The organism is Streptomyces sp. PsTaAH-124 (assembly GCF_000373685.1).
Taxonomy (GTDB): Bacteria; Actinomycetota; Actinomycetes; order Streptomycetales; family Streptomycetaceae; genus Streptomyces; species Streptomyces andamanensis.
This window is the reverse complement of the sequence record NZ_KB892202.1, coordinates 34317-56960: the sequence shown is the minus strand read 5'-3', so window position 1 is coordinate 56960 and position 22644 is coordinate 34317. Positions and strand designations below refer to the sequence as shown.

The window sequence follows — 22644 nt, the reverse complement described above, 5'->3', positions numbered from 1 at the left end:
CTCGCGCGCGTCCCGGACCCGCCGCGCCGCGCGCGCCGTCACAGGGCCGACGGATCCTGCGGGCCCCGGCCCGACAGCACCTCGCCGTACGCCTGCATCAGGTCCGGCAGCCGCAGGGTCGCCAGGTCGTCGCGGGTCAGGGTGCCGGGGTAGACGGACAGGCGCAGGTCGCGATAGGCGCAGCTCTTCTCGTACAGGGTGCGCAGGAACCTGCCGTTGCCGAGTTCGTCGATCCAGCCCTGGTCGACCACGTGCGCGGCGATCGAGCCCAGCTCGTCCAGCGCCTCCTCGTCCCACAGGTCGCCGTTCTCCGCGGCCAGCACCTTGCCTATCGCGGTCAGCTCGCCGGGGCGGTACGAGGGGAAGTCCACGCGGCTGGTGAAGCGGGACGAGAGACCGGGGTTGGCGGCCAGCAGGCGGTCCATGCCCTCGGGATAGCCGGCGAGGATCACCACCAGGTGGTCCCGGTTGTCCTCGGCCCGCTTCAGCAGCACCTGGAGGGCCTCGTCGCCGTAGGCGTCGCCCTTGCCGTACCCCGAGTTGGACAGCGAGTACGCCTCGTCCACGAAGAGCACCCCGCCGATCGCGGAGTCGATCAGCTCGTTGGCCTTGACCGCGGTCTGGCCCAGATACTCCCCGACCAGGTCGGCGCGCTGGGCCTCCACCAGATGGTCGCCGCCGAGCAGGCCGAGCGCGTAGAAGACGCGGCCGAGGATGCGGGCGACGGTGGTCTTGCCGGTGCCGGAGGGACCGGAGAAGACGAAGTGTCGTTTCGGCGGCTGTACGGGCAGCCCCTGTCCGGCGCGCAGCCGAGCCATGTTCAGCTGTGCCGACAACGCCTTGACCTGGCGTTTCACCGGCTCAAGACCCACCATGCGCTCCAGCTCGGCGAGCGCCTGCTCGAGTAACGCGGGGTCGGTGGGACCGCTGGGCAGCGGACCGCCCGCGCCCGTGCCGCGCTCGCGTACCGCGGGTCCGGCCGGCGGCGGGAACGGTCCGGCGGCGGGCGGATCGGGTTCGTCCAGACGCAGATCCCGGCCCTCGGTGCCGAACAGCGGGTCCAGCACGTCGGGGCCGTCCACGCTGTCCTGGCCGGCTCCGGCGAGGGTGACCGCGGCGAAGTCGGCGGCCTCGTCGTCGTAGCCGTCGCCCTCGGCGATGGCGGCGAGCCGTGCCGAGGTGTCCATGAAGGCCGGGTCGACCCGGTGCACCGCCCGGTACAGGGGGAGCGCGGCGGCGCTGCGGCCGGTGCCCTCGTGCGCCCGCGCCAGCCAGTAGCGCAGCTCCTTGCGCTGCGGCTGCTCGCTGCGGCACCGCATCAGCGCGGCCGACAGCAGCGGCTCGGCCTGTCCGTACATCTCCAGCCTGACCCGGGCCATGCCGCCGAACAGCCCGGCCTCTATGCCGAGCATCGCGTCGTCGACCAGCGGGTCGGTGTGCCGTACGAGCTGCTCCCAGTCCTTGACCAGATAGGCCCGGCAGGCGTGCAGGAACCGGACCTGGGCGTCGGTGTCCACCGGCGGCAGCCCGGCCAGCGCCCGGTCCAGCTCGGGCACATGGCGGCCGTCCAGCCAGTGCGAGGCGTGCGCGAGCAGCAGGTCGCGGGGGCTCTCCAGCACCGGCTGCACCCACCAGCCGAGCCAGTACCAGGAGTTGAGGGTGCGGCGGTGCCGGGTGCGCTGCTCGCCGAAGCGGTCGCGGTGGCGGAACATCCGCAGCAGCGCGGTCGTCGTGTCGACGCGCAGCGCGTGCAGCCCGAGCCAGCCGTCCGCCATCGCCGGATCCAGCTCCACCGCGGCCCGGAACTCCTCCTCGGCCTGCGGATAGGCGCCCATGGTGTAGGCGTCCACGCCCCGCAGCCAGGCGAGGTCGGCCGGGGCCTCGGGGCCCTGCGTGCCGAAGTCCATCACGTCCCCCACAGACCGTGCCCCCGTAGGTTGGCCGCCGGACGGTCGCCCGGTGGCCGCCTTGGTCGAACCGCTGTGCCGCGGACCGGAGTTGCAGGTGCGCGCAGCAGTCGTTCGAAGGCCGCACCGAGGGCATCGTACCTGCGGGGCCGTCGCCCGCCGAAGGGTGCGGTGCACGCCGTTCGACGCGCGGGGGGAGGGGGAGGGGAGACGGGAGGAGAGACGGGAGGGGAGGGGACCGGGAGAAGAGCGGGAGCAGGACCGGAGCGGAGACCATACATCCGATGTAGTGACCGAGGGTGACCGAATGGAGCCGTCCGGCGTCCGGATAGCGGTGTCCGGGCAGAACGAAGCCCCCGGTCACGGGGGAACAACCGGGGGCTTCGCGTCAGTGGGCCGGTCTTCGATGACCGCACATTGAGAACGTAAGACCTGTACGGGCCCCCGGTCAAGCGAAGTTGGGACACTGGACCAAGTTCCTCCACAGGTGCCTTCACAAGTTCAGCACATTGCCTCCGGGTCCTCACCCTGCGTAGCGACTTGGTCCGGACCAGCCGTCCCGGCGGGGCCGGGCCGCAGCTCGTACCCCTCGGCGGACCGGCGCACCAGGAGATCCGCGAAGGGCCGGGACGGGTCGGCCTCGAAATGCCGGCGCTCCGCCTCGACCCACCCGGACCAGAACTCGCGCTGCTCGGCGCCGTCCCGGGCCCGGCCGCGGGCCCAGGACTCCTCGCGCGGCAGGTCCATCCAGAGCAGCCGGGCCAGATGCGGGCGCAGCGCCCGGCGGCCCGCGCCCACCCCCTCGACCAGGACGACCGGCGCCGGTGCCAGCGTGCGCGAGGCGGGGCCGAAGCGCCGTGCCCGCCAGTCGTAGGGCGCGTAGCGGGCGTTCTCGCCCCGGGTGAACGGACCGATCACCTCGCGCAGCAGTCGCGCGTCCCATCCGAACAGTTCCGCGTGGCTCGCGACGTCGTCCAGGTGCAGGACCGGCGCACCGTCGAGCGCCGCGGACAGCCGGGCGGCGAAGGTGGACTTTCCCGACCCCGCGTGCCCGTCGACGCCGATCAGGCGGACGGGGCCGCAGGACGGGGGGAGGCGGCGCAGCCGGGCGGCGAGGGAGTGCATGGCTGTTCCCGGGGTGAGCGGTGCGGGCGGAGGCGCGGGTACCGACGTGATGGCATATTTACCGGGAACATTCTAGTGACCGGTCATACCGGACGTGCGCGACACCGCCGTGCGCACATTCGGGGAACGCGCGTCGGAACACCCTCAAGTCCCCCTCGCCGCACCGGCAATCACGGGACGAACATGTCGAGAATCGCGTTCCGGTTGTGCCTTGTGCTGAGTAAAGTGCCGTGAGCGCACCGTGAGGCTTCGGGCGGGAACGGCAGGGGGAAGATGACCGCTGGGTTATTCGACGGGCAGTACGTCTGGCACCCGGCGGCGGACGACCGCGTACTCGCGAGTGTGTGCGTGGACATCCGGGCCGGCCGCTGGGCGAGTGCCCGTACGGCTCTCGCCGAGACACGCGCCGACTTCGGGCTGCGGGCCCACCGCTCCCTGGTGCTGGCCTCGGAGGCCGCCGACTCCGATCTCGCCGAACGCTGGCTGGCCGAGGAACCCGGCCCCGAATCCGCCCTGATCTGGGCGCGGGTGGCGGTGCACCGGGCGCTGCGCGCGGCCGACGCCCGCGACGAGCGGGCCGCCGCGCTGGAGCGGATAGCGCTGTCGGCCTGCGACCGGGCCTCGGCGGTGGACCCGGCCGACCCCACGCCCTATGCGGCCAAACTGGCCATGGCCCGGCTGCACCGGCTGCGCGACCCCGCGCCGCAGGGCCTGCTGACGGCTCCGCCCGGACCCTGGCGGCTGTTCGCGCACATCCTCTCCCTCGACCCCTGGCACCGCGAGGCGCACCACCGATTTCTGGCCTTCTTCTTCACCCGGCACGGCGGTTCGGTCAACGCGGCCTGGGACGTGGCCGCCTTCCTGAGCCAGCGCGCGCCCGCCGACTCGGCGCTGCGGCTGCTGCCGCTGGTCGCGCTGGTGGAGAGCTACGACCCCTCGCAACTGCTCGCCGACCGGGTCTGGGAGCAGCCGCAGTGGCGCTCCGCCGCGCTGGCGAGCTACCGGAACTGGCTGCCCGCGGTGTCCGGTTACCGGTTCACACCGGTGCTGGACCTGGCCTATCTGGCGCATGCGCTGGTCCTGGCCGGCTGCGAGTTCGAGGCCCGTGCGGTGCTCACCGCCATGGGCCCCTACGCATCCCGGATGCCGTGGTGCGTCTTCGGCGACCCCGTGGAGCAGTTGTCCCGGGCGCGGCGGGCCTGCGGCCTGCCGGTGCCGACCTCCCCCTGAACCCCTGCCCGACCCCCCACCGAGAGAGAGGCCGACCGTGTCGGAACGGATACAGCTCCCACGTGCGAGAAACCGTGGCGCAGCCGCCGCCCCGGGCGCGTTCGACGACGACGCGACCCTGCACGCGATGGGTTATCCGAGAAAACTCACCCGCCGTTTCAAGGCGTTCGACAATTTTGCGATCTCCTTCACCATCATCAATATAATCTCCGGTATTTTCTCCTCCTTCGGATTCGGAATGAACGCGGGCGGTCCGCGCATTCTCGTATTCGGCTGGATCGGCGTCTCGGTCATGGTGCTCTTCGTCGGCGCCGCCATGGGCGAGGTGGCCTCGGCCTATCCGACGAGCGGCGCGCTGTATTTCTCGGCGGGCAAACTCGCCCGCCGGCACAAGGGCGCCTGGTCCTGGTACACCGGCTGGCTGAACTTCGTCGGCCAGGTGGGCGGCACCGCGGCCACCGGGTACGCGGCGGCCACCTTCATCCAGGCGTTCATCGCGCTCCAGTGGTCCGACTACCGGCCGACCGCCCACCAGACGGTGCTGATCACCGCGCTCATCATCGTGCTCCAGGGGCTCGCCAACACCTTCACGGTCCAGTTGGTCGCGGTACTGAACCGGATCTCCGTGTGGTGGCTGCTGATCGGGATGGTGGTCATCGTCACCGCGCTGATCGCCGTCCCCGCTGATCACCGTCCGGCGTCGTTCGTCACGCATTTCGCGAACAACACCGGTTTCACAAGCGGACTTTACGGCGGGTTGCTCGGTCTGCTGGTCACCAGCTGGACCTTCACCGGCTTCGACGGCAGCTTCCACATGTCCGAGGAAACGGTGCAGGCGACCGTCAACGCGCCCCGGGGCATCGTCCGCGCCATCGGCTATTCCGCGATCACCGGTCTGATCCTCATGCTCGCGCTCGTCTACAGCATTCGGGACTACGCGCATGTGGCGAGCACGGACGCGCCGCCCGTCCAGATTCTCATCGACGCGCTCGGCCTGGGCACGGCCAAGGCGCTGCTGCTGATCGTCATCGGGGCCATGCTCTTCTGCGGACTGGCCAACCTCACCAGCAACACCCGGCAGATCTTCGCCTTCTCCCGGGACGGAGCCATGCCCGGCTCCCGCTGGTGGCACTCGGTCTCCCCGCGCACCCGCACCCCCGTCAAGGCCGTCTGGCTGGCGGTCGCCTGCTCGCTGGCGCTGATCCTGCCCGGCTGGTGGTCGCACACCGCCTTCACCGCCATCGTCAGCGTCAACGTCGTCGGGCTGTTCCTCGCCTACGCCGTCCCGATCCTGCTCCGGCTGCGCCTGGGCGACGAGTTCCAGCGGGGCCCCTGGCACCTGGGCCGCTGGAGCCGTCCGGTCGGTGTCGTGGCCGTCACCTGGATCGCGCTGAGCAGCGTCCTGTTCATGCTCCCGCAGGCGTCGCCGATCACCGCCGACTCCTTCAACTACGCCCCGATCGCCCTCGGCGTGGTCCTGCTCGTCGCCACCGTCTGGTGGTTCGCCACGGCCCGCCGCCGCTTCCAGGGCCCGGTCAGCTACGGCCGCCCGGACGAGGTCGCGGCGATGGACCTGATCTGAGGGGGCGCGTACGGGTGCCCGGCGGATCCGCCGGGCACCGTGCCGTGCCCGGTGCCCCGGCGGACCGGGCCCTGCGCGCGGGGCCGCCCGGCCCCGCGAGCGCCACTCCCACCCGAGTCCCCGACCTGCGCCGATGCGCGACCCATGCCAGTGGTGGAGACCAATATTGCTGGGCGTGGCGTGCGACGAAGTGCTGGCAGGAGGCGGTCGCCGCCGCCATAGTGGGCGCATCCCGTGCACGGACCGGTCACCCGCCCCGACTCGGACACCTGGGGGTCTTCCACCCATGAGCGGACTCGAACAACCCTCCCGCCGATCCGTCCTGGCCGTCGCGGTCGCCGCCGCCGTGACGGGCACGGTCACCCCGGCAGCCGCCGCACCGCGCAGGGCCGCGGACTCGGCCGGCCCCGGCATCCCCTCCGGCGCCGGGCACACCCCGGCCCGCCCCGTCGACTACCGCGCCTGGACGACGTACAGCGACTGGCGCGGCGGCACCGGGCACGGCACCCGGGTGTCGCCCGGCCCTCGCGCGGGCCTGGAGATCGCCGCCCCGGCGGGCACCACCGACTACACCGACCCGCACACCGGCACCACCGCCCGGTGGGAGTACGCCACCTGGACCGGCCCGCGCCACCGCCTCGCCGTCCCCGCCACCGAGGCGATCGCCTCCTGGAACGCGCACACCCCGCCCGGCACCTGGCTCCAGGCGGAGCTGCGGGGCACGTACTCCGACGGCACCGACACCCCCTGGTACGTGATGGGCCGCTGGGCCGCCGGTGACCAGGACATCAAGCGGACCTCCGTCGACGGCCAGAGCGACGGCAGAAGCACGGTCTGGACGGACACCCTCTCCGTGGACGACCCGGCCTCCGGCCTGCGCCTGGCCTCCTACCGGCTGCGGCTCACCCTGTACCGCAGGCCCGGCACCCGTCTCACGCCGACCGTCCACCGGTTCGGCGCCATGGGCTCCGACGTGCCCGACCGCTTCACCGTCCCCGCCTCCGCACCCGGCGCCGTGGGCACGGAACTCGGCGTCCCGCGCTACTCGCAGGAGATCCACGCGGGCCAGTACCCGCAGTACGACAACGGCGGCGAGGCATGGTGCAGCCCGACCTCCTCGCAGATGGCCGTGGAGTACCTGGGCGGCCGGCTCACCCCCGCCCAACTGGCCTGGGTCGACCCGTCCTACGCCGACCCGCAGGTCTGCCACGCGGCCCGCTCCACCTACGACAGCCAGTACGAGGGCTGCGGCAACTGGCCCTTCAACGCGGCCTACGCCGCGACGTTCGACGGCCTCCAGGGCGTGGTCACCCGGCTCGGCTCGCTCACCGACCTGGAGACGCTGATCGCGGCCGGTCTCCCGGTCGTCACGTCCCAGTCCTTCCTCAAGTCCGAGCTGACCGGCGCCGGTTACGGCACCTCCGGCCATCTGATGGCGGTCGTCGGCTTCACCGCCGAGGGGGACGTGATCGCGAACGACCCGGCCTCGCCCGGCGACGAGGCGGTACGGCGCGTCTACCGGCGCCGTGAGTTCGAGAACATCTGGCTCAGGACCAAGCGCTACAACGACTCCGGGAAGGTCGTCTCCGGCAGCGGCGGCGTCTGCTACCTGTACTTCCCCGTGCGCCTCACCCCGCGCAGGCGCCGGGCGCTCCAGGCGGTGGGCGTGCGCTGACCGGCGGCGCACGCGCGCGAAGGCCCCGGGTGACCGGGGCCTTTCCTGTGACCGCCGGGCCTTTCCTGTGACCAAGCCCACCGCCGCCGCGGGCTCCGGCGGTGGCAAGGTGGACGGGAGGCGGGCGCAGTGCCCGCGGGGGAGTCCACCCGGCCCGTCAGACCCTGCGAGAGATCATGAGCGCTCCATCGGCCACCGCCGCCGCACCCGCCCGCGTCCGCACCGGCGGCCCCCAGGACGACGGCGACGGCGCCAAGGTCCTCGAACACGTGCTCGGCTGGACGCTGGTCGTCGTGATCGCCATGCTCGTGGGCCAGCTCGGTCTCCTCTGACCCGGCCGCACTCCCGCCGCCCCCCCCTTCCGCCCGGCCCCGGTCCGGCCATCGGCCGACCCCTGTCCGGCCGTCGGTCCACCCCTGCCGCACCCCTCGCGGGCTCCGATCCGTCCGCTGCCCGGGAGCACGGTTCGGCCTTTCTTGAAGTAAGCGGTCGTTAACCGGTGACTCCATGCCTCCGATCGGGCATACTCACAGCGCACAGCCGCTGGTCAGCCGCTTCCCGTGACCCGGGAGGGCAGCCGTCGGCAGGCCCGAGGAGACCCCCGGCGGAGCCGCCCCACAGGGTGCTTGTCCGCCAGTGCCCGACAGGGAGGAGAGCGTCGCCATGCCCGACCGCGCCCCGCAGCCGGTGGACCGGCAACTGCCCACGGACGAGGCCCGGGAGCTGATCTCGCTCGTCCGCGACATCGCCCAGCGCGAGATCGCCCCGAAGGCGGCCGAGGAGGAGGATGCCGGACGCTTCCCGCGCGAGGTCTTCGCCCTGCTGTCCCGCTCCGGACTGCTCGGCCTGCCCTACGACGCCGAGCACGGCGGCGGCGAGCAGCCCTACGAGGTCTATCTCCAGGTCCTGGAGGAGCTGGCGGCGGCCCGTCTCACCGTGGGCCTCGGCCTGAGCGTGCACACCCTGGCCGCCTACGGGCTCGCCACGTACGGCAGCAAGGAGCAGCGCGCCGAGCACCTGCCCGCGATGCTCGGCGGCGGACTGCTCGGCGCCTACGCCCTGTCCGAACCCGCCGCCGGTTCCGACGCCGCCTCGCTCAGCACCAAGGCGGTCCGCGACGGCGACGGCTGGGTGCTCAGCGGCACCAAGTCCTGGATCACCCACGGCGGCATCGCCGACTTCTACACGGTCATGGCCCGCACCGGCGGACCCGGCCCGCGCGGGATCACCGCCTTCCTGGTGCCCGGCGACGCCGAAGGGCTGAGCGCTGCCGCGCCGGAGAAGAAGATGGGCCTGAAGGGCTCGCCCACCGCGCAGCTCCACCTCGACGGGGTGCGGGTCGGCGACGACCGGCGGCTCGGCGAGGAGGGCCAGGGCTTCGCCATCGCACTGGCCGCGCTCGACTCGGGACGGCTCGGCATCGCGGCCTGCGCCATAGGCGTGGCGCAGGCGGCCCTGGACGAGGCGGTCGGGTACGCCACCGACCGGCACCAGTTCGGGCGGCCCATCGCCGACTTCCAGGGGCTGCGCTTCATGCTCGCCGACATGGCGACCCAGATCGAGGCGGGCCGGTCGCTCTACCTGGCGGCGGCCCGGCTGCGCGACGCCGGCAAGCCGTTCTCCCGGCAGGCCGCCATGGCCAAGCTGTTCTGCACGGACGCGGCGATGAAGGTGACCACCGACGCCGTCCAGGTGCTCGGCGGATACGGCTACACCGCGGACTTCCCGGTCGAGCGCTATCTGCGCGAGGCCAAGGTGCTCCAGATCGTCGAGGGCACCAACCAGATCCAGCGCATGGTCGTCGCCCGGCACATCGCCGGACCCGAGACCCGCTGAACCGCCCGCGGCGGGGTCCGGCGGCGAGCCGCCGTCCGGACCCGTCCGGGGCAGCGCACACGCGCGCACAGATCCGGCACCAGGGCGTGCCGGTACGTGCCGGTACGCGCCCATGGCACGGGAAGGTGCCGCGGAAGGCCGCGGCGGCCGTGGAGAGCGACGGAAGAGTGGTGGAGGCCGGGGGGCCGGGGGGTGCCCGGCCGCTCAGGCGGCCTGGCGGCGCATCACCGGCGCGGGCATCCGCAGCGGGCGCGAGCCCGGACCGCCGACGTGCGAGAAGGGCTGCATCCGCCAGTCGAGCCCCTGCGGGAGCGTCAGCAGCAGGGCGGTCTGCTGCTCCTGCGGTCCGGCGGACTCGTCCGCGGGCCGGGCCTCCGTGGCGTTGCGCCCGGTGCCGGCGCAGACGGTGAGACCGAACGGGTTCCACGGCGAGGCGCACAGCGCGTGCTCCGGCAGGATCTCCTCGTCCGCCAGCAGCGCGATGGGCTGCGCGCACTCCGGGCAGACCACCCGGAACATCTCGAAGGTGTCGTAGGCGTCGAAGTCCTCGCCGAACTCGTCCGGTTCGACGCCCTCCGGCTGAGGCGCGATCACCGGCTGCTGCCGCTTGGGCACGGATCGACCAGGGCGCTTAAGACTCTGCATGGGATTCTCCCCCTAAGGCTGGGCCGTGAAGGCGCTGCGGCCTCGACCACAGCAAGCACTTCCCGTCCGGTCTCGGCGGTAATCACGAGGACATCACGAAGCGCGCCCGGGTGTTTGTGGCGTTGGTCACATGCCACGCACAGGTGCCCGCCGCGTCCCGTTTGTCCTCCGGTGCGCCCCGGTCGGCGCCCCCTGCCGGACGGATCCCGGGCCGACCGGGCCCGAAGGCGGCGCGACCCGGGCCGCCGAGGTATCCGGAGAGATCAACCGCACTGTAGGTTCTTGCGCCATGGAGGAGCTGGACCGACAGATCGTGCAGCTGCTCGTCAAGGACGGGCGGATGAGCTACACCGACCTGGGCAAGGCCACGGGCCTGTCCACGTCGGCCGTGCACCAGCGGGTGCGGCGGCTCGAACAGCGTGGCGTCATCCGCGGGTACGCCGCGGTCGTCGACGCCGAGGCCGTCGGGCTGCCCATGACCGCCTTCATCTCGGTCAAACCCTTCGACCCCAGCGCCCCCGACGACATCGCGGACCGCTTGGCCGGTGTGCCCGAGATCGAGGCGTGCCACAGCGTGGCCGGCGACGAGAACTACATCCTCAAGGTGCGCGTCGCCACCCCGCACGAACTGGAGGAGCTGCTGGCCCGGGTGCGGACCCTGGCGGGCGTGTCGACCCGTACGACGGTGGTCCTGTCCACTCCCTACGAGGCGCGCCCCCCGCGGATCTGAGCCGGCCCGGCACGCGGGGCCACCGGCCCTGCGTGCGGGAGCGCGCGGGCGAGGCGCGAGACTGGTGCGCATGAGTGAGCGCACCGCCGAACCGCAGACCGTCCTTCTCCGCCGCGGCGAGGTCCACAGTCCCGCCGACCCGTTCGCCACCGCCATGGTCGTCGAGGCCGGACATGTCGCCTGGGTCGGCTCCGAGGGCGCCGCCGACGCCTTCGCGGACGGTGTCGACGAGGTCGTCGACCTGGACGGCGCCCTGGTCACCCCGGCGTTCACCGACGCCCATGTGCACACCACGAGCACCGGTCTCGCGCTCACCGGCCTCGACCTGTCCGACGCGCCCTCCCTGGAGGCGGCCCTCGCCCGGGTGCGCGACTTCGCCGCCGCCCGCCCCGGCGACCGGGTCCTGCTCGGCCACGGCTGGGACGCGGCCCGCTGGCCCGGCGGACGCCCGCCCACGCGCGCGGAGCTGGACGAGGCCACCGGCGGACGCCCGCTCTACCTCAGCCGGATCGACGTCCACTCCGCGGTCGTCACCACCGCCCTCCTCGACCTGGTACCGGCCGTCTCCGGGCCCGTGGACGGCCCGCTGACCGCCGGTGCCCACCACGCGGTGCGGGCCGCCGCGTTCGGCGCCGTCACGCCCGCCCAGCGCACCGCGGCCCAGCGTGCCGCGCTCGCCCGCGCCGCCTCCCTCGGCATCGGCTCCGTGCACGAGTGCGGCGGTCCGGACATCTCCTCCGAGGACGACTTCACCGGCCTGCTCGCCCTCGCCGCCGAGGAGCCCGGCCCCCGGGTCGTCGGCTACTGGGCCGAGGAGGACGTCGACAAGGCACGCGGCCTCGGCGCGCTCGGCGCGGCCGGGGACCTCTTCGTCGACGGCTCCATCGGCTCGCACACCGCCTGCCTGCACGCGCCGTACGCCGACGCCGGGAGCACCGGCACCTCCTACCTGGACGCGGACGCCGTCGCCGCCCACGTCACCGCCTGCACGGAGGCCGGTCTCCAGGCCGGGTTCCACGCCATCGGCGACGCCGCCGTCACCGCCGTCGTGGACGGGATGCGCGCCGCCGCCGAAAAGGTGGGCCTGGCCCGCGTGCGCGCCGCCCGGCACCGCGTCGAGCACGCCGAGATGCTCACCCCGCAGACCATCGCGGCCTTCGCCGAGCTGGGGCTCACCGCGTCCGTGCAGCCCGCCTTCGACGCGCTGTGGGGCGGCGAGGACGGCATGTACGCCCGGCGGCTGGGCCCCGGGCGGGCGCGCGCCCTGAACCCGTTCGCCGCGCTGCTGCGGGCCGGTGTCCCGCTCGCCCTGGGCTCCGACAGCCCCGTCACCCCGCTGGACCCGTGGGGCACCGTCCGGGCGGCGGCCTTCCACCGCACACCGGAGCACCGGATCTCGGTGCGGGCCGCGTTCACCGCCCACACCCGCGGCGGCTGGCGGGCCACCGGCCGCGACGACGCCGGTGTCCTGGTGCCGGGCGCGCCCGCGGACTACGCCGTGTGGCGCACCGGCGAGCTGGTCGTCCAGGCCCCCGACGACCGGGTCGCCCGCTGGTCGACCGACCCGCGCTCGGGCACCCCGGGCCTGCCCGACCTCGGTCCGGGCCGCGAGCTTCCCGTCTGCCTGCGGACGGTGGTGGGCGGCCGGACCGTCTTCGTACGGCCGGGCGAGTGATCTACGGGGGCGGCGCGGCGGCGGTGATCGCCCGCCGCCCCGTCGCGCGACCTGCGCATCCTCGGCACCCGGCGCACCGATGGGGCCGTCCGGGCAGGTCAGCTCCGTGTTTGACAGGCGACGGCAGGTGGCCGGTAGGTTCTGCCGGGTCCACCACCGGACGCACGGCCGGGGAACGTCCGTACCCGCGTCGCAGCGCCGCTGGGTCAGGGACGGTGTGCCGCACCGGGTCACCGTCGCTGGGAGCCAGGCTCAGCGTCCGCGTCGGCGGGGGAACGTTCCGGGCGGTCGGCGAGGTGTGACCCGGGTGGGGCCCGGTCGCTCAGTAGACAACGGCTCTCGGTCGATCCGCAGCCAGCGGGTCCCAGGTCGGCCCGAAGGGCGCCGGGCCCTCTCTCCGCACCTCTCCGAGCTCTTCCGGAACCTCTCCGAAAAAGAAGATTCTTACCCCGCTCCGACGGAACCGACACCCCGGAATGCACGTCGCGTCGCATCAGCCCAGGCCGTGGCCACTATGGTGGTCCCCTGCGTACGGACATGAAGGGGCAGCAGTGAACCACGGCGACGGCACCCTCGCGGCTGGGGCCAAGGAGAGGCGGTTCGGTCCGCTCGGTACGGCACTGGTGATCATTCCGACCTACAACGAGGCGGAGAACATCAAGTCGATCGTGGGCCGGGTCCGCAAGGCCGTTCCCGAGGCGCACGTCCTCGTGGCCGACGACAACAGCCCCGACGGCACCGGCAAGCTCGCCGACGAGCTGGCCGGGGAGGACGGGCGGGTCCACGTCCTGCACCGCAAGGGCAAGGAAGGGCTCGGCGCCGCCTATCTCGCGGGCTTCCGCTGGGGCCTGGAGCGCGACTACGGCGTGCTGGTCGAGATGGACGCCGACGGCTCCCACCAGCCCGAGGAGCTGCCCAGGCTGCTGACCGCCCTGAAGGGCGCCGACCTGGTCCTCGGCTCCCGCTGGGTGCCGGGCGGCCGCGTGGTCAACTGGCCCAAGTCCCGCGAGTTCCTCTCCCGCGGCGGCAGCACCTACTCGCGGCTCATGCTGGACGTCCCGATCCGCGACGTGACCGGCGGCTACCGGGCGTTCCGGCGCGAGACCCTGGAGGGTCTCGGTCTGGACGAGGTGGCCTCCCAGGGGTACTGCTTCCAGGTCGACCTGGCCCGGCGCGCCATCCGGGCCGGCTTCCACGTCGTCGAAGTGCCCATCACCTTCGTGGAGCGCGAGCTGGGCGACTCCAAGATGAGCCGCGACATCGTCGCTGAGGCGCTGTGGCGGGTCACCTCCTGGGGCGTGGGGGAGCGCGTGACCAAGCTCACCGGCCGGGGCGGCGGCACCCGCTCGTAGGGCCCGGTCCGGCGTCGGTGCCCTTGGCCGTCCGGCCGCGGGCACCCGCTTATCCCGTGCTGAGCCGGGCCCAGGCACACTGGGAGTATGACGACAGGCGCTCCGACCTCCCCGCACTCCACCACCAGGCCCCGGCGCTCGCGGCTGCGCAGGTTCCTGCCGCTGGGCGTGGCCGTGTGGCTGGTGCTGGAGATCTGGCTGCTGACGCTCGTGGCGGGCGCGGCCGGCGGGCTGACCGTGTTCCTGCTGCTGGTGGCCGCCTTCGTGCTCGGCGCCGTGGTGATCAAGCGGGCGGGCCGCCGCGCCTTCCGGAATCTCAACGAGACGCTCCAGCGCGGCACCGCGCCCTCGGACCGGCGCGGGGGCAACGGCCTGATGATGCTGGGCGGCCTGCTCCTGATGATCCCCGGCATGATCTCGGACGTGGCGGGTCTGCTGCTGCTTCTCCCGCCGGTCCAGCGGGCCGTCGGCCGCCTCACCGAGCGCACGGTGGAGCGCAGGCTCCGCACGGCCGGTCCGGGCACCCTGGGCGACGCCTTCCAGCAGGCCCGTATGCACCGCCCCGACGGCAAGGTCGTCCAGGGCGAGGTCATCAGGGACGACCGGCCCGCCGACGCCCCGCGCGAGCAGCACCCGCCGCTGAACCGCTGACCGGGCGGAGAACCGAGAGAACCGGAACCGGAGAACAGAACAGGACGGGCGCCGTACGTGGATCACGTACGGCGCCCGTCCTGCTTGAGGTGCGCTGGTAACCGGCTCACGCCGCGCGGGACTACGCGCTCTTGCGGCTGTCCCGGGGATGAACAGCGATGTTCATCGCCCCGGACCGCAGCACGGCGAGACGCTCCTCGAGGACCTCTTCGAGCTCCTCGCGGGTGCGCCGCTCCATCAGCATGTCCCAGTGCGTACGCGCCGGCTTGGCCTTCTTCTCCTCCGGGCCGTCGCCGTCCACCAGGAGTGCCTGGGCCCCGCAGACCTTGCACTCCCACTCCGGCGGGATCTCCGCCTCGACCGAGAAGGGCATCTCGAAGCGATGCCCCTTCTCGCATGCGTACTCCACGGCCTGGCGCGGGGCCAGGTCGATGCCGCGGTCCGTCTCGTAGCTGGTCACCACGAGGCGCGTGCCGCGAAGAGCTCGCTCACTCATGAATCGTGCCTCCCGGGCTTGTCGCCCACAGGACAGGTGTCGCTGTCGTCGTCATCCGGTCAACGTCCGGTCGGCGGTAAAGATTCCCGTTCCGATGTCCCGTTCCGGGTCATGTGTCGCCGTCGTAGCCGCAGCCTTGTCAACCAGTGCATTACCCACCGGCGCCCGGTTTGTCACATCTGCAAGGAGATGTCACCCAGCGTTTCGGCATCTTTGACGCGCAGTAACGGTACGCCTGGCAGGCCAAACGCGTACACTACAGCGCTTTCGCCCTCAGTGCTAAATCCGGTCGGGCACCGGATTCCCCGCGTCCTGGATCGCCCGCCCCACCGGCACCCGCGCGAGCAGCACGAACCCGATCACGAAGAACACCACCAGCGAGACGATCGCGTCCCGGTAGCTCCCGGTCAGCTGGTAGGTGAGCCCGAACAGCAGCGGCCCCAGCCAGCTCATCCCCCGGTCGCTCATCTCGTACGCCGAGAAGTACTCCGCCTCCTTGCCCGGCGGCACCAGGTGCGAGAACAGCGACCGGGACAGCGCCTGACTGCCGCCGAGGACGAGTCCGATCCCGGCCGCCAGCACGAAGAACCACACCGGCGCGCGGGCCGGCAGGAAGAACCCGGCGGCCAGGATCACCGTCCAGGCGGCCAGCGACCCGAGGATCGTGCGCCGGGCCCCGTGCACCCGGGCCAGCCGTCCCATCCCGAGCGCCCCGGCCACCGCCAGCACCTGCACCATCAGCACCGCCGTGATCAGCGTCGACTGGCCGAGCCCCAGCTCCTCCGAACCGTACACCGACGCCTGCGAGATCACCGTCTGGATGCCGTCGTTGTAGACGAGGTACGCCAGCAGGAAGGCCAGCGTGCGCGGCTTGCCGCGCATGTCTCGCACCGTGGCCGCGAGCTGGCGCCAGCCGTGCCGCCCGGACGGCGCCGGCCGGTCCGTGCGCCGGTCGCGCAGCCGGTTCAGCGGCACGAGGGTGAAGACGCCCCACCACAGCCCCGCCGAGGCCAGGCAGATGCGCACCGCCATCGCCTCGGACACCCCGAAGGAGTCGTGCGCGGTGAACAGCACCAGGTTCGCCACCAGCACGAGCGACCCGGCCGCGTAGCCGAACGCCCAGCCCCGGGAGGAGACCGCGTCGCGCTCGTCGGGGGCCGCGATCTGCGGCAGGTAGGAGTTGTAGAGGACCATCGAGACGGCGACCGAGGCGTTGGCCACGATCAGCAGCCCGCCACCGAGCAGATAGCGGTCGCCGTCCAGGAAGAACAGGCCCGCCGTCGCCGCCGCGCCCACATAGGCGGCGGCCGCCAGCAGCGGCTTCTTGCGGCCGGTGCGGTCCGCCGCGGCGCCCGCCATCGGCATGAGCACGATCGCGACCACCACGGAAACCGAGACGCAGTACGCGAAGAACGACCCGGCCCGCACCGGGACGCCCAGCGGGTGCACATACCCGTCGGCGTCCGCGGCGGCCCGCGCCACCGTGGTGAGGTACGGCCCGAGGAACACGGTGAGCACGCTGGTCGAGTAGACGGAGCAGGCCCAGTCGTAGAAGTACCAGCCGTGCTGCTCGCGCCGCCGCGCGGCGCCGTCGCCGTCCTCGGGGGGCGCCGCCGCGCTCCGCCCAGGGGGGACGCCCATGGACCCCACGGTGCCGGTACCCACCAGCGCCCTCGCCTTCCCGCCGTTGCCGCCGTGCCGCCCGGGACCCGGTCGTGCCGGACTCAGACCCAGACGCCCCGCTCCTGGAGGACCGTGCGCAGCGTGTCGATGTGATCGGTCATGATGCCATCGACGCCGAGGTCCAGGAGCCGGTGCATCTCCGCCGCCTCGTTGACCGTCCACACATGCACGTGCAGCCCCCGCGCATGGGCCGCGCGGACGAAGAGCCGGTCGGCCACCGGGACACCCGACCGGGACACCGGTACCTGCACGGCCACCGCCGAGCGGCGCGGCGCGAGCGGCACGCCCCAGGAGCGCAGCCGCAGTTCCAGCACCGCGCGCGTGCCGTACGACGTGGCCAGGCGCGGTCCCGCCAGCCGCTGCGCCCGCACCACGCGCGCCTCGGAGAACGATCCGACGCACACCCGCCCCCAGGCGTCGGCGCGGTCGAGCACGTCCAGCAGGGGCAGCAGCGCGGGCTCCGCCTTGACGTCGACGTTCCAGCGCACCTCGGGGAAGGCGGCCAGCAGGTCCTCGAAGAGCGGGACCGGCTCGCGGCCCGCCACGCGTGCCCGGCTCACCTCCCGCCACGGCAGCTCGGCGATCCGGCCCGCGCCGTCGGTCACCCGGTCCAGCGTCGCGTCGTGGAAGGCGACCAGACGTCCGTCGGCGGTGGCGTGCACATCGGTCTCGATGTACCGGTAGCCCCGCTCCACCGCCCGCCGGAACTGGGCCGCCGTGTTCTCCAGACCGTCGGCCGCCCCGCCGCGGTGCGCGAAGGCGATCGGGCCCGGATGGTCGAGATAGGGATGGCGTACGTGCGTGGTCACGGACGCAGTATCACCCGTTCGGGTGTACCGGCGGCAACGGCGGCGCCGCTGCCGGGAGCCCCGGGCACGGCGAACAGGCGCAGGAAGAACTGGGCCAGCGGCCCGATGGAGACCGTGTACAGCACGGTGCCCGCGCCGATGGTGCCGCCGAGGGCGAAGCCGGTGGCCACCACCGCCACCTCGACGGCCGTGCGCATCAGCCGGATCGACCGGCCGGTGCGCCGGTGCAGCCCCGTCATCAGCCCGTCCCGGGGGCCGGGCCCGAAGCGGGCGGAGATGTACAGACCCGTCGCCACGCCGTTGAGCAGGACACCCGCCACCAGCACCGGGATCCGCACCGCCAGGGCGTGCGCGTCCGGCACCAGGGCGAGGGTGCCGTCCATGGCCAGGCCGACGACGAAGACGTTGGAGACGGTGCCGAGGCCGGGCCGCTGGCGCAGCGGGATCCACAGCAGGAGCACCACCGCCCCCACCGCGATCGACACCACTCCGATCGTGAGCCCGGTCAGCTCGGCCAGGCCCTGGTGCAGGACGCCCCAGGGTTCCAGGCCGAGTCCGGCCTCCACGAGGAGCGCGGAACTGGCGCCGTACAGCGCGAGACCGGCGTAGAGCTGGACGAGACGCCGCCCGAGGCGGTCCGGCATGGACAAAGTGACCCCCTGATGGTGAAAGTGGCCTGACCCGTGCCACTCTGTGGCGTGGGGAAGAGCCCCATCCATGGCCAATTCGGGGAAGGTGGACTGGTCGGCATGGCACAGTGGACCTCTGCGGTGGGCGCGGCGCAGCTCGCCCGGCAGCTCGGCTCCCAGCAGGACCGCCCGGCGGGGCCCGGTTCCCGCCGGCCGCCCGCCTACCGGGCGCTCGCGGACGGCATCCGGCTGCTGGTCCTGGAGGGCCGCGTCCCGGTGGCCGCCCGGCTGCCCGCCGAGCGCGAACTGGCCCTGGCCCTGTCCGTCAGCCGCACCACCGTCGCCGCCGCCTACGAGGCGCTGCGCACCGAGGGCTTCCTGGAGTCCCGGCGCGGGGCCGGCAGCTGGACCGCCGTCCCCGCCGGGAACCCGCTGCCCGCGCGCGGGCTCGAACCCCTCCCGCCGGAGGCCCTGGGCTCGATGATCGACCTGGGCACCGCCGCGCTGCCCGCGCCCGAGCCCTGGCTCACCCGCGCCGTGCAGGGCGCCCTGGAGGAGCTGCCGCCCTACGCGCACACCCACGGCGACTATCCGGCGGGGCTGCCCGCGCTGCGCGCGATGATCGCCGACCGGTACACGGCCCTCGGCATCCCGACCATGCCGGAGCAGATCATGGTCACCACCGGGGCCATGGGCGCCATCGACGCGATCTGCCACCTCTTCGGCGGCCGGGGCGAGCGCATCGCCGTGGAGTCGCCGTCCTACGCCAACATCCTCCAGCTGATGCGCGAGGCGGGCGCCCGGCTCGTGCCCGTCGCCATGGCCGAGGGCCTGACCGGGTGGGACGTCGACCGCTGGCGCCAGGTGCTGCGGGAGGCCGCGCCCCGGATCGCCTACGTCGTGGCCGACTTCCACAACCCGACCGGCGCCCTCGCCGACGAGGACCAGCGGCGCCGTCTGGTGGAGGCGGCCCGTTCGGCGGGCACGGTGCTCGTCGTCGACGAGACCATGAGCGAGCTGCACCTCGATCCCGGCGTGGAGATGCCGCGGCGGGTGTGCGGCTTCGACCCGGCCGGGTCCACGGTGATCACCGTGGGATCGGCCAGCAAGGCGTTCTGGGCGGGCATGCGGATCGGCTGGGTGCGCGCCGCCCCCGACGTGATCCGCAGCCTCGTCGCCGCGCGGGCCTACGCCGACCTGGGCACCCCGGTGCTGGAACAGCTCGCCGTCAACTGGCTGTTCGGCACCGGCGGCTGGGAACAGGCCGTCGAACTCCGCCGGGCCCAGGCCCGCGACAACCGCGACGCACTGGTCGCGGCGGTCCGCCGCGAACTGCCCGCCTGGGAGTTCGAGGTCCCCCGGGGCGGTCTGACCCTGTGGGTGCGCACGGGCGGCCTGTCCGGCTCGCGCCTGGCGGAACTGGGGGAGCGGGTGGGCGTCCGCGTCCCCTCCGGGCCGCGCTTCGGCGTCGACGGCGCCTTCGAGGGGTATGTCCGGCTGCCGTTCACCGTGACGGGCGCGGTCGCGGAGGAGGCGGCGGTCCGCCTGGCGGCGGCGGCCCGGCTGGTGGAGTCGGGCGCCTCCGGGGGCGGCGAGTCGCCGCGGACGTTCGTGGCGTAGCGCGCGGACCGGGGCCCGGTGGCCGCGTGGCCGGGGACCGGGCTGCCGGGCGCTGTGACGGATGCGGTCGCGGAGGGGGCGGCGGTCCGGCTGGTGGAGGCGGATGCCTGCGGGGGCGGCGAGTCGGCCCCGGACGCGGCCGGGGAAGGCCGCCGCCCGGCGGTTCAGGACGGCTCGCCCACGGCCGCCTCCGGCGCCAGCGCTTCCTCGGCCGCTTCCATCGCCGCCTCCGTCCCCTCCGCGTCCGCCGTCTCCGTCGCCTCCGCCGGCTCCACGGACTTGGTGAACCTGGCGGACTTCGCGGATCTGGCCACCGCCTCGGGAGGCTCCGGGACCGTCTCGCCGTCCGCCGGAGTGGTCTTCGGCGGCAGCAGATCCTGCACGGCCGTGCGCAGCGCGTCCCCGGCGGAGTCGTCGTACGGGTCGGGGGTCGCCGGCACCTGGAGCCGGTGCACGGGCCCGGTGCCCAGCCGGGCGTACCCGCGTCCGGGCGGTACGACCGGCGGCGGCGTGGTGTGGGGCGGCGCCCCGAGCACCGCCTTGAGCTGTTCCGCCGTGGCGGGCCCGAGCACGACACGCGCGCGCGTGTGCTGGCGCAGCGCGTCGCTCAGCGCCTCCGCGCTGTCGAACTGCTCGGCGACGACGACCGTGACGTCGACCGCGCGGCCGTGCCGCAGCGGCACCTGGAGCAGCGCCTGCGGGTCCTCCCGGCCGTCCGCCGCGGCCAGGTGCGTGAACGCGGTCGGCCGGTCCAGCAGCAGCCACAGCGGACGACGGGTGTCCGCCGGCGGCGGGTGGCCCGCCTGCCGCGCCCGGTTGACCGCGATCAGCCGACGCTCGGTCTCGGTGGCCGCCCATTCCAGGCTCGTCCGCACCCCCGACAGGCCGCACTCGACGGCGAGCACGCCGTCCCGGCCGGTCAGGCAGGCGTACTCGCCGGTGCCGCCGCCGTCGACGATCACGACGTCGCCGTGCCGAAGCGCCTGGAGGGCGAGCGAGCGCAGCAGCGTGGAGGTGCCGCTGCCGGGCTGGCCCATGGCCAGCAGATGGGGCTCGGTGGAGCGCAGCCCGGTGCGCCAGACGACGGGCGGCACGTCGTGCTGCTCCTCGCCGTAGGTGAGGGGGAGCGTGCGCTGCACTTCGCTCGGGTCGGTGAAGCCGAGCACCGTCTCGCCGGGCGCGGTGACGAACCGCTGGGCGGCGATGCCGGTGGGCAGCGGATCCAGCGCGGTCAGGGACAGCTCGTTGCCCTCCTCGTTCCAGCCGAAGAGGTACTCCCGGTCGCGGCCCGCCTTGGCGGTCAGCAGATGCTCGATCCGCGCGCGTGCCTCCGCCTCGCCGTCGGTGAAGTAGGCCGGGTAGCGGATCAGCAGCCGGCGCAGGCGGCCGGAGTCGTCGAAGGCGGAGGAGGGGAACGCCTTCTCCCACTCCCCGCCGTGCGCGTACAGCGGGGACGGGTCCTCGGCCGTGGAGAAGTACGGGACCAGGGCCTCGTAGAGCGTGCTCAGACGCTGGTTGCGCGGCTCCTCGGCGGGGTCGGGGCCGGGCGGGGTCCGGTCGCGTCCGTGCCAGGCCGCGGCCGCGGTCACCACGAGGGCGGCGAGCAGCGGGCCGTACGGCACCAGGGCCACCGTCAGGATCACCGCGGCCACCAGGAACAGCAGCGGTCCCCGCCGGTCCTTGGGGGTCTCCGCCCATCTGTGCCGCCCGGCCGCGGCGAGCCGGCCCAGACCCCGGGCGATGGTGATCAGCGGATGGAGGATGTCCGTGGCGCTGTCGGCAGCCGTCCGGGCCAGCTCCCGGCTCCGGGCGAGCTGCGCGCCGCCTGTGCTCAGAATGCGGGGGAGGGGGCGCCGGGCCACTGCTGCCTCCTGGGAGTGCGTAGGGGAGACCGGGTTGCCCCCGGCACGTGGACGGAGCGGGCCGGGGGCGAAGTCCTCGGGGACCGCGGGGACCGCGGGATCCTGGACGTCCTCGGGGCGGGCGTCAGAACCGCATGCCGCCGAGCAGGCTGGCCAGGCTCTCGCCGCCGGCCCGGATGCTCGGCGCGATCGCGGTGCTCGCCAGGTAGAAGCCGAACAGCGTCGACACGCACGCGTGGGACGGCTTGAGCCCGTCCTTGCGGAAGAAGACGAAGCCGATGACGCCGAACAGGACGACGCCTGAGATGGAGAGGATCATGTGAGATCTCCTGGTGTCGAAGGGGGACGGTCACCCTGAGTCCTTCCAGGATCACAGCATGTATCTGTATGACAAAAGGTGCAACCGGGTGAAATGCTCGGTATCGCCCCCGGTCGGCGGACCCGGTCCCGGGCGCGGTGTCCGGGGCGGCCGACGGAGCCGCCGCCCGCGCCGGGGTCCGCGGCGATCTTCACCTCCGGTGCGGCGCGTCGCGCACGGGACGAGCCAGTACCCTGTCGATTCACCCGGACGGCCGAGCACCGCTCACGGCCGTACGCTTGCTCCCCGCACGTCACCAGCAGTCACCCACAGTCCCCGAAGCCCGCAGTGAGAGGTGGTCCGCCCGATGAGTGAAGCCCCCGACCCCGAGGTCGTGGAGCTGGCGACCAAGATCTTCGATCTGGCCCGGCAGGGGCGGACCGAGGCGCTCGTCGCGTACGTCGACGCGGGCGTCCCCGCCGACCTCACCAACGACCGGGGCGACTCCCTCGTGATGCTCGCCGCCTACCACGGCCACGCCGACGCGGTCCGCGCCCTGCTGGCCCGCGGCGCCGACGCCGACCGCGTCAACGACCGCGGTCAGACACCCCTCGCGGGAGCGGTCTTCAAGGGCGAGCAGGGCGTGATCGAAGCCCTGCTGGAGAGCGGCGCCGACCCGGCGGCGGGCACGCCGTCGGCGCTCGACACGGCCCGCATGTTCGGCCGCACCGAGCTGCTGGAACTGTTCGGCCGGCAGTGAGCGCGGCGGGCCCCGACAGCCGGGAGGGGCCCGCCGACCGGCGACGACACGGAAAACGGGGGAGGCGGTACAGGGCCGC

General features: G+C 73.5%; 20 protein-coding genes. 11 read left to right on the top strand and 9 right to left on the bottom strand.

Features of this window, described 5'->3' with window-relative positions; translation table 11 throughout:
- Nucleotides 1-38 precede the first annotated feature (38 nt).
- Nucleotides 39-1907: an AAA family ATPase gene (locus B086_RS0130140; RefSeq protein WP_018570160.1), complete on the bottom strand. Its 1869-nt coding sequence runs from the start codon at nt 1905-1907 to the stop codon at nt 39-41.
- 501 nt (nt 1908-2408) lie between these two features.
- A complete protein-coding gene (locus tag B086_RS0130135) occupies nt 2409-3032 on the bottom strand; it encodes a uridine kinase family protein (RefSeq protein WP_018570159.1) in 624 nt (207 codons plus the stop codon).
- Nucleotides 3033-3305: 273 nt separating this feature from the next.
- Here B086_RS0130135 and B086_RS0130130 point away from each other — a divergent pair, with 273 nt between their 5' ends.
- From B086_RS0130130 to B086_RS0130110, 5 genes are all read left to right on the top strand, one after another.
- Nucleotides 3306-4262, top strand: coding sequence for a hypothetical protein (locus tag B086_RS0130130; RefSeq protein WP_026252914.1), 957 nt, complete (start codon nt 3306-3308; stop codon nt 4260-4262).
- Between the two features lie 37 nt (nt 4263-4299).
- Entirely contained in the window at nt 4300-5844 is a 1545-nt protein-coding gene (locus B086_RS0130125) for an amino acid permease (RefSeq protein ID WP_026252913.1), read from the top strand.
- A 286-nt stretch (nt 5845-6130) separates the two neighbouring features.
- A complete protein-coding gene (locus B086_RS0130120; RefSeq protein ID WP_018570156.1) occupies nt 6131-7519 on the top strand; it encodes a peptidase C39 family protein in 1389 nt (462 codons plus the stop codon).
- Nucleotides 7520-7695: 176 nt separating this feature from the next.
- Nucleotides 7696-7851, top strand: a complete 156-nt coding sequence (locus B086_RS44310; RefSeq protein ID WP_018570155.1) for an SCO1431 family membrane protein — start codon at nt 7696-7698, stop codon at nt 7849-7851.
- 331 nt (nt 7852-8182) lie between these two features.
- Nucleotides 8183-9355, top strand: coding sequence for an acyl-CoA dehydrogenase family protein (locus tag B086_RS0130110; protein WP_018570154.1), 1173 nt, complete (start codon nt 8183-8185; stop codon nt 9353-9355).
- 204 nt (nt 9356-9559) lie between these two features.
- On the opposite strand, the gene B086_RS0130105 is transcribed toward B086_RS0130110, so the two are convergent.
- A complete protein-coding gene (locus B086_RS0130105; protein WP_026252912.1) occupies nt 9560-10000 on the bottom strand; it encodes a hypothetical protein in 441 nt (146 codons plus the stop codon).
- Nucleotides 10001-10289: 289 nt separating this feature from the next.
- On the opposite strand from B086_RS0130105, the gene B086_RS0130100 reads away from it, so the two are divergent.
- From B086_RS0130100 to fxsA, 4 genes are all read left to right on the top strand, one after another.
- Nucleotides 10290-10730: an Lrp/AsnC family transcriptional regulator gene (locus B086_RS0130100; protein ID WP_018570152.1), complete on the top strand. Its 441-nt coding sequence runs from the start codon at nt 10290-10292 to the stop codon at nt 10728-10730.
- Between the two features lie 70 nt (nt 10731-10800).
- On the top strand, nt 10801-12405 hold the full coding sequence (locus tag B086_RS0130095; protein ID WP_018570151.1) for an amidohydrolase: 1605 nt from the start codon (nt 10801-10803) through the stop codon (nt 12403-12405).
- 551 nt (nt 12406-12956) lie between these two features.
- Nucleotides 12957-13757, top strand: a complete 801-nt coding sequence (locus B086_RS0130090; protein ID WP_018570150.1) for a polyprenol monophosphomannose synthase — start codon at nt 12957-12959, stop codon at nt 13755-13757.
- Nucleotides 13758-13844: 87 nt separating this feature from the next.
- Nucleotides 13845-14408 carry an FxsA family membrane protein gene (fxsA, locus tag B086_RS0130085; RefSeq protein ID WP_018570149.1) on the top strand — a complete coding sequence of 188 codons (564 nt, stop codon included), beginning with the start codon at nt 13845-13847 and terminating at the stop codon, nt 14406-14408.
- A 121-nt stretch (nt 14409-14529) separates the two neighbouring features.
- Here the strand turns inward: fxsA and B086_RS0130080 are convergent, their stop codons facing one another.
- The 4 genes from B086_RS0130080 to B086_RS0130065 all read right to left on the bottom strand — a co-directional run bounded on the left by B086_RS0130080 (nt 14530) and on the right by B086_RS0130065 (nt 18040).
- Entirely contained in the window at nt 14530-14904 is a 375-nt protein-coding gene (locus B086_RS0130080) for an RNA polymerase-binding protein RbpA (protein WP_003977404.1), read from the bottom strand.
- Between the two features lie 279 nt (nt 14905-15183).
- A complete protein-coding gene (locus tag B086_RS0130075; RefSeq protein ID WP_026252911.1) occupies nt 15184-16545 on the bottom strand; it encodes an MFS transporter in 1362 nt (453 codons plus the stop codon).
- Nucleotides 16546-16628: 83 nt separating this feature from the next.
- Nucleotides 16629-17396, bottom strand: a complete 768-nt coding sequence (locus B086_RS0130070) for a glycerophosphodiester phosphodiesterase (protein WP_018570147.1) — start codon at nt 17394-17396, stop codon at nt 16629-16631.
- Nucleotides 17393-18040 carry a YczE/YyaS/YitT family protein gene (locus B086_RS0130065; RefSeq protein ID WP_018570146.1) on the bottom strand — a complete coding sequence of 216 codons (648 nt, stop codon included), beginning with the start codon at nt 18038-18040 and terminating at the stop codon, nt 17393-17395. Before B086_RS0130065 ends, B086_RS0130070 begins: the two co-directional genes overlap by 4 nt.
- Before the next feature lie 105 nt (nt 18041-18145).
- Here B086_RS0130065 and B086_RS0130060 point away from each other — a divergent pair, with 105 nt between their 5' ends.
- Nucleotides 18146-19645 (top strand): PLP-dependent aminotransferase family protein, encoded by a 1500-nt coding sequence (locus tag B086_RS0130060; protein WP_026252909.1) that lies wholly within the window; start codon nt 18146-18148, stop codon nt 19643-19645.
- Between the two features lie 164 nt (nt 19646-19809).
- Here the strand turns inward: B086_RS0130060 and B086_RS0130055 are convergent, their stop codons facing one another.
- The gene (locus tag B086_RS0130055; RefSeq protein WP_018570144.1) at nt 19810-21507 is read right to left on the bottom strand and encodes an ABC transporter ATP-binding protein; all 1698 of its coding nucleotides are present in this window, start codon (nt 21505-21507) and stop codon (nt 19810-19812) included.
- 124 nt (nt 21508-21631) lie between these two features.
- A complete protein-coding gene (locus B086_RS0130050; RefSeq protein ID WP_018570143.1) occupies nt 21632-21826 on the bottom strand; it encodes a hypothetical protein in 195 nt (64 codons plus the stop codon).
- A gap of 346 nt (nt 21827-22172) precedes the next feature.
- Here B086_RS0130050 and B086_RS0130045 point away from each other — a divergent pair, with 346 nt between their 5' ends.
- Nucleotides 22173-22565, top strand: a complete 393-nt coding sequence (locus tag B086_RS0130045; protein WP_018570142.1) for an ankyrin repeat domain-containing protein — start codon at nt 22173-22175, stop codon at nt 22563-22565.
- The last annotated feature ends 79 nt before the right edge of the window (nt 22566-22644 follow it).

Bases quoted from the DNA above. Each gene is read 5' to 3' on its own strand.
- B086_RS0130140 (WP_018570160.1), bottom strand. From the start codon at position 1,907: ATGGACTTCGGCACGCAGGGCCCCGAGGCCCCGGCCGACCTCGCCTGG.
- B086_RS0130135 (WP_018570159.1), bottom strand. From the start codon at position 3,032: ATGCACTCCCTCGCCGCCCGGCTGCGCCGCCTCCCCCCGTCCTGCGGC.
- B086_RS0130130 (WP_026252914.1), top strand. From the start codon at position 3,306: ATGACCGCTGGGTTATTCGACGGGCAGTACGTCTGGCACCCGGCGGCG.
- B086_RS0130120 (WP_018570156.1), top strand. From the start codon at position 6,131: ATGAGCGGACTCGAACAACCCTCCCGCCGATCCGTCCTGGCCGTCGCG.
- B086_RS44310 (WP_018570155.1), top strand. From the start codon at position 7,696: ATGAGCGCTCCATCGGCCACCGCCGCCGCACCCGCCCGCGTCCGCACC.
- B086_RS0130110 (WP_018570154.1), top strand. From the start codon at position 8,183: ATGCCCGACCGCGCCCCGCAGCCGGTGGACCGGCAACTGCCCACGGAC.
- B086_RS0130105 (WP_026252912.1), bottom strand. From the start codon at position 10,000: ATGCAGAGTCTTAAGCGCCCTGGTCGATCCGTGCCCAAGCGGCAGCAG.
- B086_RS0130100 (WP_018570152.1), top strand. From the start codon at position 10,290: ATGGAGGAGCTGGACCGACAGATCGTGCAGCTGCTCGTCAAGGACGGG.
- B086_RS0130095 (WP_018570151.1), top strand. From the start codon at position 10,801: ATGAGTGAGCGCACCGCCGAACCGCAGACCGTCCTTCTCCGCCGCGGC.
- fxsA (WP_018570149.1), top strand. From the start codon at position 13,845: ATGACGACAGGCGCTCCGACCTCCCCGCACTCCACCACCAGGCCCCGG.
- B086_RS0130080 (WP_003977404.1), bottom strand. From the start codon at position 14,904: ATGAGTGAGCGAGCTCTTCGCGGCACGCGCCTCGTGGTGACCAGCTAC.
- B086_RS0130075 (WP_026252911.1), bottom strand. From the start codon at position 16,545: ATGGGCGTCCCCCCTGGGCGGAGCGCGGCGGCGCCCCCCGAGGACGGC.
- B086_RS0130065 (WP_018570146.1), bottom strand. From the start codon at position 18,040: ATGCCGGACCGCCTCGGGCGGCGTCTCGTCCAGCTCTACGCCGGTCTC.
- B086_RS0130060 (WP_026252909.1), top strand. From the start codon at position 18,146: ATGGCACAGTGGACCTCTGCGGTGGGCGCGGCGCAGCTCGCCCGGCAG.
- B086_RS0130050 (WP_018570143.1), bottom strand. From the start codon at position 21,826: ATGATCCTCTCCATCTCAGGCGTCGTCCTGTTCGGCGTCATCGGCTTC.
- B086_RS0130045 (WP_018570142.1), top strand. From the start codon at position 22,173: ATGAGTGAAGCCCCCGACCCCGAGGTCGTGGAGCTGGCGACCAAGATC.